The 16,284-nt window shown below is 58.3% G+C and carries 18 protein-coding genes; 17 read left to right on the top strand and 1 reads right to left on the bottom strand.

All coding sequences use genetic code 11. The features are described from left to right. Window positions 1-3: 3 nt before the first annotated feature. From paaC to DA718_RS15490, 17 genes are all read left to right on the top strand, one after another. Window positions 4-759: a 1,2-phenylacetyl-CoA epoxidase subunit PaaC gene (gene paaC, locus DA718_RS15565; protein ID WP_112215726.1), complete on the top strand. Its 756-nt coding sequence runs from the start codon at window positions 4-6 to the stop codon at window positions 757-759. A gap of 12 nt (window positions 760-771) precedes the next feature. Further along, a complete protein-coding gene (gene paaD, locus DA718_RS15560) occupies window positions 772-1,272 on the top strand; it encodes a 1,2-phenylacetyl-CoA epoxidase subunit PaaD (protein ID WP_112215727.1) in 501 nt (166 codons plus the stop codon). Between the two features lie 7 nt (window positions 1,273-1,279). After that, window positions 1,280-2,350, top strand: a complete 1,071-nt coding sequence (gene paaE, locus DA718_RS15555) for a 1,2-phenylacetyl-CoA epoxidase subunit PaaE (protein ID WP_112215728.1) — start codon at window positions 1,280-1,282, stop codon at window positions 2,348-2,350. Then, window positions 2,347-3,114, top strand: coding sequence for a 2,3-dehydroadipyl-CoA hydratase PaaF (gene paaF, locus DA718_RS15550; RefSeq protein ID WP_112215729.1), 768 nt, complete (start codon window positions 2,347-2,349; stop codon window positions 3,112-3,114). The genes paaE and paaF overlap by 4 nt, the downstream gene beginning before the upstream one ends. Before the next feature lie 2 nt (window positions 3,115-3,116). Continuing rightward, window positions 3,117-3,905 carry a 2-(1,2-epoxy-1,2-dihydrophenyl)acetyl-CoA isomerase PaaG gene (gene paaG / locus DA718_RS15545; protein WP_112215730.1) on the top strand — a complete coding sequence of 263 codons (789 nt, stop codon included), beginning with the start codon at window positions 3,117-3,119 and terminating at the stop codon, window positions 3,903-3,905. Continuing rightward, complete coding sequence (paaH, locus tag DA718_RS15540; RefSeq protein ID WP_167492877.1) at window positions 3,906-5,327, top strand: 3-hydroxyacyl-CoA dehydrogenase PaaH; 1,422 nt, start codon at window positions 3,906-3,908, stop codon at window positions 5,325-5,327. Then, window positions 5,320-5,742 carry a hydroxyphenylacetyl-CoA thioesterase PaaI gene (gene paaI, locus DA718_RS15535; RefSeq protein WP_112215732.1) on the top strand — a complete coding sequence of 141 codons (423 nt, stop codon included), beginning with the start codon at window positions 5,320-5,322 and terminating at the stop codon, window positions 5,740-5,742. The genes paaH and paaI overlap by 8 nt, the downstream gene beginning before the upstream one ends. Next, entirely contained in the window at window positions 5,742-6,947 is a 1,206-nt protein-coding gene (gene pcaF, locus DA718_RS15530) for a 3-oxoadipyl-CoA thiolase (protein ID WP_112215733.1), read from the top strand. Before paaI ends, pcaF begins: the two co-directional genes overlap by 1 nt. A 26-nt stretch (window positions 6,948-6,973) precedes the next feature. Then, window positions 6,974-8,290, top strand: a complete 1,317-nt coding sequence (gene paaK / locus DA718_RS15525) for a phenylacetate--CoA ligase PaaK (RefSeq protein ID WP_112215734.1) — start codon at window positions 6,974-6,976, stop codon at window positions 8,288-8,290. Window positions 8,291-8,421: 131 nt separating this feature from the next. Next, a complete protein-coding gene (paaX, locus tag DA718_RS15520) occupies window positions 8,422-9,348 on the top strand; it encodes a phenylacetic acid degradation operon negative regulatory protein PaaX (RefSeq protein WP_167492775.1) in 927 nt (308 codons plus the stop codon). An 11-nt stretch (window positions 9,349-9,359) separates the two neighbouring features. After that, window positions 9,360-9,956, top strand: a complete 597-nt coding sequence (gene paaY, locus DA718_RS15515; RefSeq protein ID WP_112215736.1) for a phenylacetic acid degradation protein PaaY — start codon at window positions 9,360-9,362, stop codon at window positions 9,954-9,956. 116 nt (window positions 9,957-10,072) lie between these two features. Further along, a complete protein-coding gene (locus tag DA718_RS15510) occupies window positions 10,073-10,675 on the top strand; it encodes a CDP-alcohol phosphatidyltransferase family protein (protein ID WP_112215737.1) in 603 nt (200 codons plus the stop codon). Then, on the top strand, window positions 10,672-11,589 hold the full coding sequence (locus tag DA718_RS15505; protein WP_112215738.1) for a phosphatidate cytidylyltransferase: 918 nt from the start codon (window positions 10,672-10,674) through the stop codon (window positions 11,587-11,589). Before DA718_RS15510 ends, DA718_RS15505 begins: the two co-directional genes overlap by 4 nt. Window positions 11,590-11,619: 30 nt before the next feature. Next, window positions 11,620-13,380 (top strand): bifunctional alpha/beta hydrolase/class I SAM-dependent methyltransferase, encoded by a 1,761-nt coding sequence (locus DA718_RS15500; protein WP_112215739.1) that lies wholly within the window; start codon window positions 11,620-11,622, stop codon window positions 13,378-13,380. Next, window positions 13,370-14,695, top strand: a complete 1,326-nt coding sequence (locus tag DA718_RS15495) for a phosphatase PAP2/dual specificity phosphatase family protein (RefSeq protein ID WP_167492774.1) — start codon at window positions 13,370-13,372, stop codon at window positions 14,693-14,695. Before DA718_RS15500 ends, DA718_RS15495 begins: the two co-directional genes overlap by 11 nt. Next, window positions 14,671-14,814, top strand: a complete 144-nt coding sequence (locus DA718_RS30425) for a hypothetical protein (RefSeq protein WP_167492773.1) — start codon at window positions 14,671-14,673, stop codon at window positions 14,812-14,814. The genes DA718_RS15495 and DA718_RS30425 overlap by 25 nt, the downstream gene beginning before the upstream one ends. Before the next feature lie 221 nt (window positions 14,815-15,035). Then, window positions 15,036-15,443 carry a GFA family protein gene (locus DA718_RS15490; RefSeq protein ID WP_112215740.1) on the top strand — a complete coding sequence of 136 codons (408 nt, stop codon included), beginning with the start codon at window positions 15,036-15,038 and terminating at the stop codon, window positions 15,441-15,443. Window positions 15,444-15,480: 37 nt separating this feature from the next. Here DA718_RS15490 and azoR read toward each other — a convergent pair whose 3' ends face one another. After that, window positions 15,481-16,086, bottom strand: coding sequence for an FMN-dependent NADH-azoreductase (azoR, locus tag DA718_RS15485; RefSeq protein WP_110274817.1), 606 nt, complete (start codon window positions 16,084-16,086; stop codon window positions 15,481-15,483). Window positions 16,087-16,284: the final 198 nt, after the last annotated feature.

Genomic DNA, 16,284 nt, shown 5'->3' with positions numbered 1-16,284 from the left:
ACGATGAACAATACCAATCCCGTTGCAACCTATGCCCTGCGCCTCGGCGATAACGGCCTGGTGCTGGCCCAGCGTTTAGGCCAATGGTGCGGTCATGCGCCGGAGCTGGAGATCGATCTGGCGCTGACCAATATCGCCCTCGACCTGCTGGGTCAGGCGCGCAATCTTCTCAGCTATGCCGCCGAGCTTAACGGCAGCGGCGACGAAGACACGCTGGCCTTTGGTCGCGATGAACGCCAGTTCCGCAATCTGCTGCTGGTCGAACTGCCGAACGGAAACTTTGCCGACACCATCGCCCGTCAGTTCTTTATCGACGCCTGGCACGTGGCGCTGTTCAGCCGCCTGGTGAGCAGCCGCGATGCGCAGCTTGCTGCCATCGCCGCCAAAGGGTTGAAAGAAGTGCGCTATCACCAGCGCTTTAGCCGCGGCTGGCTGGAGCGTCTGGGTAACGGCACGGAGCTCTCGGCAAACCTGATGCAGCAGGCGGTTGATAGCCTGTGGCGTTTCACTGGCGAGCTGTTCCTGGCCGATGAGCTGGAGATCGCCTTAGTTGAGCAGGGGATCGCCGTCGATCCGCGTGAACTACAGGCTGAATGGCAGGCAACGGTACACACCGCGCTGCTCGATTCCGGTTTGCAGATCCCGCAAGAAGCGGCGTTTCGCAGCGGCGGCAAACAGGGGCTGCACAGTGAACATCTGGGGCCAATGCTGGCCGAGATGCAGTACCTGCAGCGTGCTTACCCCGGTCAGCAGTGGTAAACGGAGGTCGCTATGCAACGTCTTGCCGCCATCGCACCCGCTGAGGTGCATACCATTTGGGGATTGCTAAGCGCTATCCCCGACCCGGAGGTCCCGGTGCTGACCATTACCGACCTCGGCATGGTGCGCAGTGTGGAACAACACGGCGACGGCTGGGTGATTGGCTTCACGCCAACCTATTCCGGCTGCCCGGCGACCGAACATCTGCTGGGTGAGATCCGCGAGGTGATGAGCGAACACGGTTTTACGCCAGTGCACATTGTGCTGCAGCTTGACCCAGCGTGGACCACCGACTGGATGAGCCCGGACGCCCGAGAGCGCCTGCGTCAGTACGGCATCAGCCCGCCACAGGCCCACGTCTGTCACGCCGATGAGATGCCGAAGGATGTGCTCTGTCCGCGCTGCGGCAGCACTCACACTTCGCTTATCAGTGAATTCGGTTCCACGGCCTGCAAAGCGCTGTATCGCTGCGAAAGTTGCCGTGAACCCTTTGATTACTTTAAATGTATTTGAGGCTGCGATGACAACATTTCATTCGCTTACCGTGGCAAACGTTGAGCCGGAAACCCGCGATGCGGTGACCATCACCTTTGCCATTCCCGACGCGCTGCGTCATGAATACGCCTTTCGTCCGGGCCAGCATCTGACGCTGAAAACACGCATTGGTGGCGAAGAACTTAGGCGCTGCTACTCCATCTGCCGCAGCCGCTCGCCTGCTGAGATTAGCGTGGCGGTGAAAGCCATCGACGGCGGGCGTTTCTCGCGCTTTGCCCAGAGCGATATCCAGCAGGGTATGGCATTTGAGGTGATGGTGCCGCAGGGCCACTTTGGCTACCTGCCACAGGCTGGACGTAACGCTAACTATCTGGCGATTGCCGCCGGATCTGGCATCACGCCGATGATGGCGATAATCGAAGCCACGCTGACGATTGAATCTGATAGCCGCTTCACCCTGATTTATGGCAACCGCAGCAGCCACAGCATGATGTTCCGCCAGGCGCTGGCTGACCTGAAAGACCGCTATCCTCAGCGTTTACAGGTGATTCATCTGTTCAGTCAGGAGTCGATGGACAGCGATCTGCTACAGGGCCGCATCGACGGCGACAAACTGCGTGCGCTGTCTGAACATCTGCTCGATTTCAGCCGCTTTGACGACGCCTTTATTTGCGGCCCGTCGGCGATGATGGATGACGCAGAAACCACGCTGCGTGCGCTGGGGATGCCGGAAAAAGCCATTCACCTCGAGCGTTTCAATACGCCGGGAACCAGCGTCAAGCGCGCCACCGGCGTACAGGCCGAAGGACGTACGGTGACGATTCGCCAGGACGGTCGCGAAAGAACCATTGCCCTGAGTGCGCAAGACGACAGCATTCTTGATGCCGCGCTGCGACAGGGTGCCGACCTGCCGTTTGCCTGCAAAGGCGGCGTCTGCGCCACCTGTAAATGCAAAGTGGTACGCGGCGAAGTGGCGATGGCGGCGAACTACAGCCTCGAAGCCGATGAACTGGCGGCGGGCTATGTGCTGAGCTGTCAGGCGCTGCCAACCAGCGGCGATGTGGTGGTCGACTTTGACGCGCGGGGGATGGCATGAACGAACTGCTGATAACCCGTCACGACCGTGTTTTACAGCTGACGCTGAACCGTCCGCAGGCGCGTAATGCGCTGAATAACGCGCTGTTGACCCAGCTTGCCGAAGCGCTGGAAAGTGCGGCGGGGGACTCAAGCGTGAGCGTCTGTGTGATAAGCGGCAACCCGCGCTACTTTGCTGCCGGTGCCGATCTTAACGAAATGGCGGAAAAAGACCTGCCCGCCACCTTCGACGATATTCGCCCGCGCTTATGGGCGCGTATCGATGTCTTCAATAAGCCGCTGATTGCGGTAGTCAACGGCTACGCGCTGGGCGCGGGCTGCGAGCTGGCGCTGCTGTGCGACCTGGTGATTGCCGGGGATAACGCTCGCTTTGGTCTGCCGGAAATCACCCTTGGCACCATGCCAGGGGCAGGTGGGACTCAGCGCTTGATTCGCAGCGTCGGGAAAGCACTGGCCAGCCGCATGGTGCTGAGCGGCGAAAGCATTGATGCCGAACGCGCGCAGCAGGCCGGGCTGGTTAGCGATATCCATCCGGCCAACCTCTCTGACGAATACGCGCTGAAACTGGCGGCGACCATTGCCCGTCACTCACCGCTGGCGCTGCGTGCCGCCAAACAGTCGCTGCGTCTGGCGCAGGAAGTGAGCTTGCAGGCTGGGCTAACGCAGGAGCGTCAGCTGTTTACGCTGCTCAGCGCCACCGAAGACCGTCGCGAAGGCATTGCTGCCTTTTTAGAAAAACGCACCCCAGCTTTCAAAGGACGTTAACCGTGGACGCATTCATTCTTAGCGATATCGACCAGGGCGTGATGACCATCACCCTGAACCGCCCGGACAGGCTCAACAGCTTTAACGACGCCATGCACCAGCAGCTCTCCGAGTGCCTGAAACAGGCTGAACGCGACGACACCATTCGCTGCCTGCTGATCACCGGTGCAGGGCGAGGTTTTTGCGCCGGACAAGATCTGAACGATCGCAACGTTGACCCGAGCGGCCCCGCGCCGGATTTAGGCCTGTCGGTGGAGCGTTTTTATAACCCGCTGGTGCGTCGCTTAGCTGCGCTGCCCAAGCCGGTGATTTGCGCGGTCAACGGCGTGGCGGCAGGTGCCGGCGCCACGCTGGCGCTGGGCTGCGATATCGTGCTGGCGGCGCGCTCCGCCAAATTTGTGATGGCTTTCAGCAAGCTCGGTCTGGTGCCAGACTGCGGCGGTAGCTGGGTGTTGCCGCGTGTCACCACCCGTGCCCGCGCCATGGGGCTGATGCTGCTGGGCGACAGCTTAAGCGCCGAACAGGCCGCACAGTGGGGCATGATCTGGCAGTTGGTTGACGATGCTGAACTGAAAGATACCAGCCTGACGCTGGCGCGGCATCTGGCTTCCCAGCCCACCTACGGCTTAGGGCTCATCAAGAAAGCGTTGCAGTTGGCAGAAACCAACTCCCTGGATGACCAGCTTGACGTCGAGGGCGATTTCCAGCGCCTTGCCGGCCGTAGCGACGACTACCGCGAGGGCGTCAGCGCCTTCCTCGGCAAACGTCCCCCTCAGTTCAGCGGGAAATAGATAATGACGCAAACACTCCACACCGTCGCCGTGATTGGCGGCGGCACCATGGGCGCAGGCATTGTTGAAGTCGCCGCCAGCGCCGGGCATTCGGTGCTGCTGTATGACATTTCCGCTGACGCGATTACTCGCGCCATCGACGGCATCGCCCAGCGCCTGGATTCCCGCGTTAGTCGCGGAAAAATTAGCGCTGAGCAGGCGCAGGCTCTGCTGGCGCGTATTACTCCGGCAACTGAACTGAATCAACTTGCTGACGCACAGCTGGTGATTGAAGCCGCGTCCGAGCGCCTGGAGATCAAACAGGCACTGTTCAGCCAGCTGGCGGAGATTTGCTCCCCGTCGACGCTGTTGACCAGCAACACCTCGTCGATATCGATCACCGCCATTGCCGCCGGAATCAAGCATCCCGAGCGCGTAGCCGGACTGCATTTCTTTAACCCCGCGCCGGTGATGAAGCTGGTCGAAGTGGTGAGCGGCCTTGCCACCTCAGCCGAAGTGGTTGAGCAACTGTGCCAGTGCGTAAGCGCCTGGGGCAAACAGCCGGTGCGCTGCCGTTCAACGCCGGGCTTTATTGTCAATCGCGTGGCGCGTCCTTATTACGCCGAAGCCTGGCGGGCGCTGGAAGAGCAGGTGGCAACGCCTGAAGTGATTGACGCCGCATTGCGCGACGGCGGTGGTTTCCCGATGGGGCCGTTGGCGCTGACCGATTTAATCGGTCAGGACGTCAATTTTGCGGTGACCTGTTCGGTATTTAACGCCTTCTGGCAGGACCGTCGTTTTCTGCCGTCGCTGCTGCAACAGGAGCTGGCCATCGCCGGGCGTCTGGGCAAGAAGAGCGGTCACGGTCTCTATCGCTGGCCTGTTGAAGTACAACCGGAACTGGCGCTGGCTGCGCTATCAGCGCAATGTGCCGCAAAGAATATTAAGCGTGACGTTGTCACCGAATTGGACGAAGTGCTGCTGCTGGAAACCACTGGCGAAACCGCGCTGGCCTTAAGCGTGCAGCACAACCGCCCGGTGGTGGTGTACGACTACGCGGCGAACGACACGGTGGTGCTGGCAAGTGCCGCCACCAATCCGCAATCCGCCACCGACAAAGCGGTTTATTTCTTCCAGCAGCAGGGCAAAAAAGTGCTGCGCATTGCCGATTATCCGGGCCTGCTGGTGTGGCGCACGGTGGCGATGCTGGCGAACGAAGCGCTGGACGCGGTGCAAAAAGGCGTCGCCAGCGCCGAGGATATCGATACTGCTATGCGGCTGGGTGTCAACTACCCGCATGGCCCGATTGCCTGGGGTGAAACGCTGGGCTGGGGGCGCGTCCTGCGCCTGCTTGAAAACCTGCAACAGCACTACGGCGAAGAACGCTATCGCCCGAGCACGCTGCTGCGCGAAAAAGCGCTACTGGAGATGTGTCATGAGTAATGAAGCCTGGCGCAACGCCCGCGCCATGTACGAGAACGATACCTGCGCTAAAACGCTGGGGATCAAGATTGTCGAAATGGATGAGGGTTACGCGCAGATGACCATGGCGGTGTCACCGAATATGTTGAACGGCCATCAAACCTGCCACGGCGGACAGCTGTTTTCGCTCGCCGATACCGCATTCGCCTACGCCTGCAACAGCCAGGGGCTGGCGGCGGTGGCTTCTGCCGCCAGTATCGATTTCCTGCGTCCAGCCTTTGTTGGTGAGCTGCTGACCGCCACCGCGCGGGTGAAGCAGCAGGCCAGGCTGACCGGCGTCTATGACATTGAAATTATCAACCAGCAGCAAAAAATCGTGGCCCTGTTTCGCGGCAAATCGCACCGCATCGGCGGCACTATCACAGGAGAAGTCTAATGCGTGACGCGTTTATTTGTGACGGCATTCGTACCCCGATTGGTCGCTACGGCGGTGCGCTGGCCGGTGTGCGTGCTGACGATCTGGCGGCCATCCCGCTGCGGGAATTACTCAGCCGTAATCCCGCGCTTGACGCCAGCGCCATCGACGATGTGATTTTCGGCTGCGCCAACCAGGCCGGGGAAGATAACCGCAACGTGGCGCATATGGCGACGCTGCTGGCGGGTTATCCGCACGCTGTGCCGGGCACCACCATCAACCGCTTGTGCGGCTCCGGGCTGGATGCGATTGGCTTTGCGGCCCGGGCGATTAAAGCCAGTGATGCGGATCTGCTGATTGCCGGTGGCGTAGAATCCATGTCCCGTGCGCCGTTTGTGATGGGCAAAGCCACCTCGCCATTCCAGCGTCAGGCAGAGATGTTCGATACCACCATCGGCTGGCGTTTTGTGAACCCGCTCATGCAGCAACAATTTGGAACTGACAGCATGCCGGAAACGGCGGAGAATGTAGCTGAATTGTTAAATATCAGCCGTAAAGACCAGGACGCCTTTGCTTATCGCAGCCAGCAGCGTACCGCCAAAGCTCAGCGCGACGGTATTCTGGCGCAGGAAATTGTGCCGGTGCAGATTATCGGCAAGAAGGGCGCGGTTAACGCTGTGCGCGACGATGAACATCCGCGGGCAGAAACCACTCTCGAACAGCTTTCTCAACTGAAAACCCCGTTCCGCAAAGGCGGCGTGATCACCGCCGGAAACGCCTCAGGCGTGAACGACGGTGCAGCGGCGATGATTATTGCCAGCGCAGAACAGGCAAAGGCGCAGGGGCTGACGCCACGTGCGCGCATCGTCGCCATGGCGACGGCGGGCGTGGAGCCGAAGTTTATGGGGCTGGGGCCGGTGCCGGCAGTACGTAAAGTGCTGGAGCGTGCCGGGCTGAATATTAACGATATGGATGTGATTGAGCTGAACGAAGCGTTTGCTGCTCAGGCGCTGGGCGTGATGCGTCAGCTCGGTCTGGCGGATGACGCTGAACACGTGAATCCCAACGGTGGCGCCATCGCCTTAGGCCACCCGTTGGGAATGAGCGGCGTGCGGTTAGCGCTGGCAGCAACTCTGGAACTGGAACGACGCAATGGACGCTATGCGCTGTGTACGATGTGTATTGGCGTGGGTCAGGGCATTGCCATGATCCTTGAGCGAGTGTGAGCTAATTGACCTGCGAGTACCCTAAAATGATAACTACTACAAAATTAGACCCGATTGAAACCGCATCGCGTGACGAATTACAGGCCCTGCAAACCCAGCGTCTGAAGTGGACCCTCAAGCATGCGTACGACAATGTGCCGATGTATCGCCGCAAATTCGACGCGGCGGGCGTTCATCCGGATGATTTTCATGAACTGAGCGATCTGAGCAAGTTCCCCTGCACCACCAAGCAGGACCTGCGTGACAACTATCCGTTCGACACCTTCGCGGTGCCGATGGAGCAGGTGGTGCGTATTCATGCGTCGTCCGGTACTACCGGCAAACCGACCGTCGTCGGCTATACGCAAAACGATATCGACACTTGGGCCAATATCGTCGCGCGCTCCCTGCGTGCCGCTGGCGGCACGGCGAAAGATAAAATCCACGTCGCCTACGGCTACGGCCTGTTTACCGGCGGCCTGGGCGCGCATTATGGCGCGGAGCGTTTAGGGGCGACGGTCATTCCGATGTCCGGCGGGCAAACGGAAAAGCAGGCTCAGCTTATCCGTGATTTTAAACCGGATATGATCATGGTGACGCCGTCCTATTGTCTGAACCTGATTGAAGAGCTGGAGCGCCAGATGGGTGGCGACGCCCGCGGCTGCTCGCTGCGTACCGGCGTCTTTGGCGCGGAACCGTGGACGGCGGGAATGCGCGCCGAAATCGAGCGTCGTCTGGGGATTACCGCGCTGGATATTTACGGCCTGTCCGAAGTGATGGGGCCGGGCGTGGCGATGGAATGTATTGAAACTGGAGATGGGCCGACTATCTGGGAAGACCATTTCTTCCCGGAAGTGGTCAACCCGGATGACGGCACGCCGCTGGCCGACGGCGAGCATGGCGAATTGCTGTTCACCACCCTGACCAAAGAAGCGCTGCCGGTGATCCGCTACCGCACCCGCGACCTGACGCGCCTGCTGCCAGGCACCGCCCGCACCATGCGCCGGATGGATCGCATCAGCGGGCGCAGCGATGACATGCTGATTATTCGCGGCGTCAATGTCTTCCCGTCGCAACTGGAAGAAGAGATCCTTAAGATTGAACATCTGGCGCCGCATTACCAGTTGGAAGTGGATCGTCGTGGGCATCTTGATTCACTTTCCGTGCGCGTGGAGCTAAAAGAGAGCGGTCTGGCGCTGGACCATGAGCAGCGCTGTCAGATTTGCCACCATCTGCGCCATCGCATTAAGTCGATGGTGGGGATTTCCACCGATGTTAGCATCGTGAACTGTGGCAGTATTCCGCGCTCCGAAGGCAAGGCGTGCCGGGTGTTTGATCTGCGTAAAGCTGCCGCTAACGGTTGATCTTGTCCCCCGGTCGCGCTGCGCTTACCGGGGCTACAGTCTTGTAGTCCCGGTAAGGCGTTTACGCCGCAAGCCGGGGATTTCCTGTGCTATGATTCAAAAAGGACAAAAATAACAACAGAATGAATCATATGGACAAACTCGATAGCTTTATTCAGCAGGCGGTAACCGCGATGCCGGTGAGCGGCACCTCGCTTATCGCCTCGTTATACGGCGACTGCTTATCCCAGCGCGGTGGTGAGGTTTGGCTCGGCAGCGTCGCGGCATTACTTGAAGGACTCGGCTTTGGCGAACGCTTTGTGCGCACCGCGCTGTTTCGTCTCAACAAAGAAGAGTGGCTGGACGTGGTGCGCATTGGCCGCCGCAGCTTCTACCGGCTGAGCGACAAAGGTTTACGCCTGACTCGCCGTGCCGAAAGCAAAATTTATCGCGCCAGCGCCCCGGAATGGGACGGCACCTGGCTGCTGTTACTCTCAGAAGGATTAGAAAAAAACACCCTCGCTGAGGTCAAAAAACAGCTGCTGTGGCAGGGGTTTGGCGCACTGGCACCGAGCCTGCTGGCCTCGCCGTCGCAAAAGCTGGCGGACGTACAGTCCTTGCTGCATGAAGCGGGCGTGGCGGAAAACGTTATCTGCTTTGAAGCCCATTCGCCGTTAGCACTTTCCCGCGCTGCACTGCGCGAACGGGTGGAAGAGTGCTGGCATCTGACCGAACAGAACGCCATGTACGAGGCGTTTATCACCCTGTTTCGCCCGTTATTGCCGCTGCTACGCGATGCCGAGCCGGATGAACTGACGCCGGAACGCTGCTTCCAGATTCGTTTACTGCTGATTCATTTCTATCGCCGCGTGGTGCTAAAAGATCCGCTGCTGCCAGAGGAGCTGCTGCCCGCTCACTGGCTGGGGCAAACCGCGCGTCAGCTGTGTATCAATATCTATCAACGCGTTGCACCCGGCGCCCAGGCTTTGGTCAGTGAAAAAGGCGAAAGCTCGGTGGGCGAGCTGCCCGCACCGGGGCCGCTTTATTATCAACGCTTCGGCGGATTAGCCGAGGTGTAACAGGAGAAGCCATGCCGATTTACCAGATGGACGGAATGATCCCCGTTGTGCCCAATGAAAGCTACGTACATCCAACCGCCGTGCTGATTGGCGATGTGATCCTCGGCAAAGGGGTTTACGTTGGCCCTAACGCCAGCTTGCGCGGCGACTTTGGTCGTATCGTGGTGAAAGATGGCGCGAACATTCAGGATAACTGCGTGATGCACGGTTTTCCGGGGCAGGATACGGTAGTGGAAGAGAACGGGCATATCGGCCACGGCGCGATCCTGCATGGCTGTGTGATTGGGCGTAATGCGCTGGTTGGCATGAGCGCGGTGATTATTGACGGCGCGACCATTGGTGAAAACAGCATTGTGGGCGCATCGGCGTTTGTGAAGGCGCGTGCTGAGATGCCCGCCAACCATTTGATTGTCGGTAGCCCGGCGAAAGCGATTCGCGCATTAACCGAGCAGGAGCTGACGTGGAAAAAGCAGGGCACCCGTGAGTACCAGGTGCTGGTTGAACGCTGTCAGAGCACACTTTTTGAGGTGCAACCGCTGAGCGAGGCAGAGCCCGACCGCAAGCGGCTGGAGTTTGATGAAAACCTGAAGCCGAAGTCGCAGCAGTAAAAGCATCCGCGCCGGAACCTGAATTAATTCTGAAACTGGCGTTGTGATAGTAAGCGCAGTGGCGGTCAGATAGCGCTCTGATGCAGTATGGTCCTTTGCCTTATCAAGGATTGATAATGACCCTCTACTGCGTGAAACCGGCATTTCAGGCGCTGTTGCGTCCGCTAATGTTCTGCCTGGCGAAGAAACAGATCACCGCTAATCAGGTTACCCTGGCCGCGATGGTTCTATCATTTCTCACCGGCGGCCTGTTGCTGCTGTTCCCCAATCCCGAACTGTTCTGGCTCCTGCCGGTCGTGCTGTTTATCCGTATGGCGCTAAATGCGCTGGACGGCATGCTGGCCCGGGAATGTCATCAGAAGACCCGGCTCGGCGCGCTGTTGAATGAGTTCGGCGATGTCTTATCTGATATCGCGCTCTATCTTCCCTTTATATTATTGCCTGGCAGCTGCCCGCTGCTGGTGCTGTCGATGTTATTTTTCACCGTTTTCAGCGAATTCGCCGGGGTTCTGGCACAGGCGATTAACGGCGTGCGCAGCTATGCGGGCCCCATGGGTAAGAGCGATCGCGCGTTGGTGTTCGGAGCCTTGGGACTGGCGCTGAGCGGCTGGCCGGAGTTGATCGCGTGGAGCAATGTCGCGTGGGGGATTGTCACGCTGCTATTGATCTGGACCATCATCAACCGCTGTCGTAGCGTGCTACCGGGGAATCACCCATGATGCTGCTGGAAAAATCGCTGGTCGCGGTCTTCGCCGTGCTGCTGCTGGCGACGCTGATTAACGGCCTGCTGGTCTGGTGCAAACCAAATAAAGACTGGCGCGAGCTAACGTTACGCATCCGCACCTGGTGGGTGATTGTCGTTCTCTTCTCTCTGGCGCTCATCAGCCCGCGCTGGCTGGCGTTAACTTTCTTTGCGCTGGTAAGCGCGCTGGCGTTAAAGGAGTTTCTGACGCTGGTGCCTGCGCGCGATGCCGACCGGATGCCCGTACTGTGGATGTTTATCGCTATCCCCATTAACTACGGGCTAATCGGCATCGACTGGTATGGGCTGTTCATTATTTTTATTCCGGTTTATGCCTTTCTCTTTTTGCCTGCCCGGATGGTGCTGGTGGGCGAGACTCAGGGCTTCTTACACAGTGCGGCTCAGCTGCACTGGGGATTGATGACCACCGTTTTTGCCGTGAGCCATGTTGCTTTTTTGCTAATACTTCCCGCCGACGGCCTACAAACAGGCGCGCTGCTAGTGCTGTTCCTTGTTGGGCTCACCGAATTTAACGATGTCGCGCAGTATCTGTGGGGCAAATCCCTGGGGCGCATCAAGGTGACGCCAACAGTGAGCCCGAATAAGACGCTGGCTGGGTTGTTGGGCGGGGTCGGCTACACGATGCTGGCCGCGCTGCTGTTGGGGCCGCTAATGACGCCGCTCGGCTGGGGGATGTCGCTGTTGGCGGGGGTAATTATAGGTGTCACCGGTTTTTGTGGTGATGTGGTGATGTCGGCCGTGAAGCGCGATATCGGGGTGAAAGATAGCGGCACGCTGCTGCCGGGCCATGGCGGCATTCTTGACCGACTTGATTCACTGATTTTTACCGCACCGGTGTTTTTCCACTTTATTCGCTATTTCTGCTACTAACGCTACGGCGTGTACAAGGATAAAAATCTCATGGTTGAGACTCGCATTGCGCAAGAACACCATTTTGTCACCAGCGACAACACGTCGCTGTTTTATCGCTACTGGCCGGCCCTTGCAGCGGGAGCGCCGCGCAAAGTGATTGTGCTGTTCCATCGGGGGCACGAGCACTCCGGGCGTTTGCAACATATTGTCGATGAGTTAGCCATGCCTGAGGCCGATTTTTATGCATGGGACGCACGCGGGCATGGTCGCTCTCCGGGAGAGCGCGGGTTCAGTCCCTCGCTGGCGCGCTCGGTGTGCGATGTCGATGAATTTGTTCGCTTTGCGGCGGCGAATTCTCAGACTGACATGCTGGACGTTACCGTGATCGCGCAAAGCGTTGGCGCGGTGCTGGCCGCCGCCTGGGCCCATGATTATGCGCCGAATATTCGCGGCCTGGTGCTGGCCTCACCCGCATTTAAGGTCAAGCTCTACGTCCCGTTTGCGCGTGCGGGTCTGGGATTAATGTACAAACTGCGCGGCCTGTTTTTTGTTAATTCCTATGTAAAAGGAAAATACCTGACACACGACCCGCAGCGCGTGGCGAGTTTTAATCAGGATCCGCTAATCGCGCGGGCGATTGCGGTCAATATCTTGCTCGATCTCTACCGCACGGCGGAGCGGCTGGTAAGCGATGCGGCGGCAATCACCTTACCGACGCTGATGCTGGTTTCCGGTGCGGATTATGTGGTTCACCGTAAGCCGCAGCGTGATTTTTACCAGCGTTTGCGTCACCCGCTGAAAGAAATGCATGTGCTGCCCGGTTTTTATCACGATACCTTGGGCGAGCGTGACCGCGCACTGGCGTTCGACAAAATACGCGCGTTTCTTGACGTGCTGTACGCGAAGCTGCCGCAGCCTTTCGATTACTCTCAGGAAGAGCGCTGGAGTCCGGGGGCGGATAGCTGGCGGCAATTGAACGGCGGCCCGGAGCCTTACTCCTGTGACGATTTAGCTTACCGAGGGCTACGCTATGCCATGAAGATGCTGGGGACTCAATCCGCCGGCGTGCGTCTGGGTTTTACAACCGGTTTTGACTCTGGCAGCACCCTCGATTACGTCTACCGTAACCAGCCGCAGGGCAGCAGCTGGCTGGGGCGACACATCGATAAAAACTACCTGAATAGCGTTGGCTGGCGCGGTATTCGTCAGCGTAAGGTCCATCTCCAGCAGTTGATTCAGCAAGCAGTTGCACAGCTCACAGCACAAGGGGTGCCGGTGCGGGTGGTGGATATCGCCGCCGGACATGGGCGCTACGTGCTCGATGCGTTGGAGGCAGAAACGACGGTGAGTGAAATTTTGCTGCGTGATTACAGCGAGCTGAACGTTGAGAAAGGTCAGCAGATGATCGCGGAACGCGGTATGTCAGCCCGCGCGCGCTTTGAGCAGGGCGATGCTTTTAACCGCGCGGAGCTGGCGGCGCTGGAGCCGAAACCGACGCTCGGTATTGTCTCCGGGCTGTACGAACTGTTCCCGGAAAATGCGCCGGTGCGTGAATCTCTAGAAGGTCTTGGGCAGGCTATCCCGCCTGGTGGGGTGCTGATTTACACCGGCCAGCCGTGGCACCCGCAGTTAAAAACTATCGCCTGGTCGCTGACCAGCCACAAAGATGGCAAAGCGTGGGTGATGCGGGTGCGTACCCAGGGCGAAATGGATGCACTGGTGCGCGAAGCGGGCTTTGAGAAATGTACGCAGCTGATTGACGAGTGGGGGATTTTCACCGTTTCTATGGCGGTGCGCCGTGATGACTGAACGTCGTAAGGTTATGCTGCAGGCGGTTGGCTGGCTATTGCTGCTGGCACCGTTTTTCTTCTTCACCTATGGCAAGCTGAACCTATTTACCGCCTTTCGCGATGCTCAGCATCATAACGTTGGCAGCATCGTGTTTAGTTGGGAGTTGGCAATCCCCTTTATTCCGTGGAGCATTATTCCTTACTGGAGTCTGGATCTGTTTTACGGGCTGTCGCTGTTTGTCTGCGCGACGCGTTTTGAGCAGCGGCGGCTGGTGCACCGCCTGGTGTTAGCTTCGGTTATTGCCTGCGCCGGATTTGCACTTTTCCCCTTGCAGTTTAGCTTTACGCGCCCGCCGGTTTCCGGCGCGGCGGGCTGGTTGTTCAGCCAGCTTGAGCAGTTTGACTTACCGTATAACCAGTCGCCATCGCTGCATATTATTCTCTGCTGGCTGCTGTGGCGTCATTTCAACCGTCACCTTTCCGGCGGTTGGCGCAGGCTATGTAGTGGTTGGTTTTTACTGATTGCGGTTTCGGTACTAACTACCTGGCAGCATCATTTTATCGATATTGTGACCGGGCTTGCTGTGGGGATGTTGATCGACTGGATGGTGCCTTATCAAGGCCGCTGGCGTTGGCAGCAGCCGGATATAGCCCACTTCAGGCTGCTGCGGTATTACGTGCTGGGGGCAGCCTTTTGCATGGTCGTCGGGGCGCTGCTGGGGCCGTGGTCTTTTTGGCCACTATTGGTGCTGGTCTGGCCGGTGGTGGCGCTGCTGATTGCCGGACGTGGCTATGGCGGGTTTGGCGTGGCGACCATGGGCAAAGATGAAAAGGGGCGACTGCCGCCAGCTGTGTACTGGTTGACGCTCCCGTGGCGCGCTGGTATGTGGTTGTCGATGCGTTGGTTCACTCGACATCTGCCGCCGGTGAGCGCCATCGCTGCAGGCGTTTACCTCGGCAGCTATCCGCGTCGCCCGCCTGAACAACATGCGGTGCTGGATCTGACCTGCGAATTTCCGCGTAGCCGCGCCACGTTATTGCGCGCCTATTATTGCGTACCGATGCTGGATCTGGTGCCGCCGGAGGAAGCCGAGCTGCGGCGGGCGGTGGCGATGCTGGAAACGCTGCGCGAGGAGCAGGGTTCGGTGCTGGTTCACTGCTCGTTGGGATTGTCGCGCAGTGCGATGGTGGTGGCAGCATGGCTCCTGTGCTACGGCCATTCGGCAACGGTAGAGCAGGCGGTTACCTCTCTGCGCCGAAGTCGCCCGCAGGTGGTGCTAACGAATGAACATCTGGAGAGGCTACGGCAATGGCAACAGAAAGTGACGATGTAACAAATGAGGCGGATCTTCAGCATCGTTTGCTTCAGCATACGTTGGCCAGCTGGCGCTATTTGCTGCTGTTTGCCACTCCGCCATTGCTATGGGCGATGTTTATGGCATTAGTGGTTTGATATAAAAATTTGGTTGGGAATGGATCCCGGAGGCGGCGCGTTGCGCTGGTTTTGTAGCCCGGACAGGTGCGCAGCACCGCCTCCGGGGAAACGGCAAACCGCAACGTAGATGATGTTGATACTGGCATTAATGGCGTGAATGGTTAAGTATGTTCGCAGGCTATTCTTTACATTCACCCCAATACAGGCTGTACGACCAATGCCTGAAGAGAGAAGACGCTATGGCTGAAAAACTGTCCGCTCAGTGCCACTGCGGCGCGGTGGCATTTACCGTTGAACTCAGCGATGGGTTCAACACCATTCGGCGCTGCAACTGTTCATATTGCCGGATGCGCGGCGCGGTGGCGGTCTCTGCTCCGCTTGCAGGAATCGATATATTACGTGGACGAGAGAAGCTCACGGAGTATCGCTTTAATACTGGCGAAGCCGTGCACTTCTTTTGCTCGGTGTGTGGGATCTACACTTTTCATCAGCGGCGTTCGAATCCGCAGCAGTATGGTGTGAATGTGGCATGCATTGAAGGGGTGTCGCCTTTCGATTTTCCTTGCGTAGAGGTGAGCAATGGGATCAATCATCCAAAGGATGGTGGCGGCGGCGTGGCAGGGTATTTACGCTACGAGAAAAAGTAAAATACGCCTCCCGTCGTAAAGCGGGAGGCGTTCAGCCTTATGCAGCAACAACGCTGTCGATGGCGGCTTTTGCGTCAGATTGCGCTTTGGAAGCCACTTCCGGACCGTAAGCAATACCTTCAGCGAACACGAAGTTCACGTCGGTGATGCCGATAAAGCCCAGGAAGGTAGACAGGTACGGCGTTACCAGGTCAGTCGGGGTATCTTTATGGATGCCGCCGCGGCTGGTCACAACAACGGCGCGTTTACCAGTGACCAGACCTTCCGGACCTTTCTCGGTGTAACGGAAGGTCACGCCAGCGCGTGCCACCAGGTCAAAGTAGTTCTTCAACTGAGTTGGGATGTTGAAGTTGTACATCGGCGCGGCGATAACAATCACATCGTTAGCCTGCAGTTCAGCGATCAGCTCATCAGAAAGCGCGAGGGCTTCCTGCTGACGCGGAGTCAGCGGCGCATCGCTCGGACGCAGAGCACCAACCAGTTCGCCATCCAGTACCGGAATCGGATTTGCGGCCAGGTCGCGCACGGTGATAACGTCTTCAGCGTGTTTTTCACGCCATTGTTCAACAAAATAGTCGGACAGCTGACCAGATTGCGAGTACCCTGCCAGAATACTGGATTTCAGAACTAATACCTTGCTCATGGGTGTTTCCTTTTAATGTGATTGACGGGCTGATGCCCTGGTGCTTGTTGACACTGTATTCACAATCATGCCACAGAGAAAGCGCAATAAATCGAACTCTGTGTTCAGTTTTTTTGAACAAGGCACAAAATGTGCGGATGTGGTACTCTAACGCGATACTTCAAAAGAGATTTTTCCCGGCAGTGCGCTGCCCGATAA

The organism is Klebsiella huaxiensis, from assembly GCF_003261575.2.
Taxonomy (GTDB): Bacteria; Pseudomonadota; Gammaproteobacteria; order Enterobacterales; family Enterobacteriaceae; genus Klebsiella; species Klebsiella huaxiensis.
This window is presented reverse-complemented; position numbering and strand designations above follow the sequence as displayed.

What these genes read in the sequence shown, in the direction of transcription:
- paaC (WP_112215726.1), top strand. Translation starts at nt 4, where the DNA reads ATGAACAATACCAATCCCGTTGCAACCTATGCCCTGCGCCTCGGCGAT.
- paaD (WP_112215727.1), top strand. Translation starts at nt 772, where the DNA reads ATGCAACGTCTTGCCGCCATCGCACCCGCTGAGGTGCATACCATTTGG.
- paaE (WP_112215728.1), top strand. Translation starts at nt 1,280, where the DNA reads ATGACAACATTTCATTCGCTTACCGTGGCAAACGTTGAGCCGGAAACC.
- paaF (WP_112215729.1), top strand. Translation starts at nt 2,347, where the DNA reads ATGAACGAACTGCTGATAACCCGTCACGACCGTGTTTTACAGCTGACG.
- paaI (WP_112215732.1), top strand. Translation starts at nt 5,320, where the DNA reads ATGAGTAATGAAGCCTGGCGCAACGCCCGCGCCATGTACGAGAACGAT.
- pcaF (WP_112215733.1), top strand. Translation starts at nt 5,742, where the DNA reads ATGCGTGACGCGTTTATTTGTGACGGCATTCGTACCCCGATTGGTCGC.
- paaK (WP_112215734.1), top strand. Translation starts at nt 6,974, where the DNA reads ATGATAACTACTACAAAATTAGACCCGATTGAAACCGCATCGCGTGAC.
- paaX (WP_167492775.1), top strand. Translation starts at nt 8,422, where the DNA reads ATGGACAAACTCGATAGCTTTATTCAGCAGGCGGTAACCGCGATGCCG.
- paaY (WP_112215736.1), top strand. Translation starts at nt 9,360, where the DNA reads ATGCCGATTTACCAGATGGACGGAATGATCCCCGTTGTGCCCAATGAA.
- DA718_RS15510 (WP_112215737.1), top strand. Translation starts at nt 10,073, where the DNA reads ATGACCCTCTACTGCGTGAAACCGGCATTTCAGGCGCTGTTGCGTCCG.
- DA718_RS15505 (WP_112215738.1), top strand. Translation starts at nt 10,672, where the DNA reads ATGATGCTGCTGGAAAAATCGCTGGTCGCGGTCTTCGCCGTGCTGCTG.
- DA718_RS15500 (WP_112215739.1), top strand. Translation starts at nt 11,620, where the DNA reads ATGGTTGAGACTCGCATTGCGCAAGAACACCATTTTGTCACCAGCGAC.
- DA718_RS30425 (WP_167492773.1), top strand. Translation starts at nt 14,671, where the DNA reads ATGGCAACAGAAAGTGACGATGTAACAAATGAGGCGGATCTTCAGCAT.
- DA718_RS15490 (WP_112215740.1), top strand. Translation starts at nt 15,036, where the DNA reads ATGGCTGAAAAACTGTCCGCTCAGTGCCACTGCGGCGCGGTGGCATTT.
- azoR (WP_110274817.1), bottom strand. Translation starts at nt 16,086, where the DNA reads ATGAGCAAGGTATTAGTTCTGAAATCCAGTATTCTGGCAGGGTACTCG.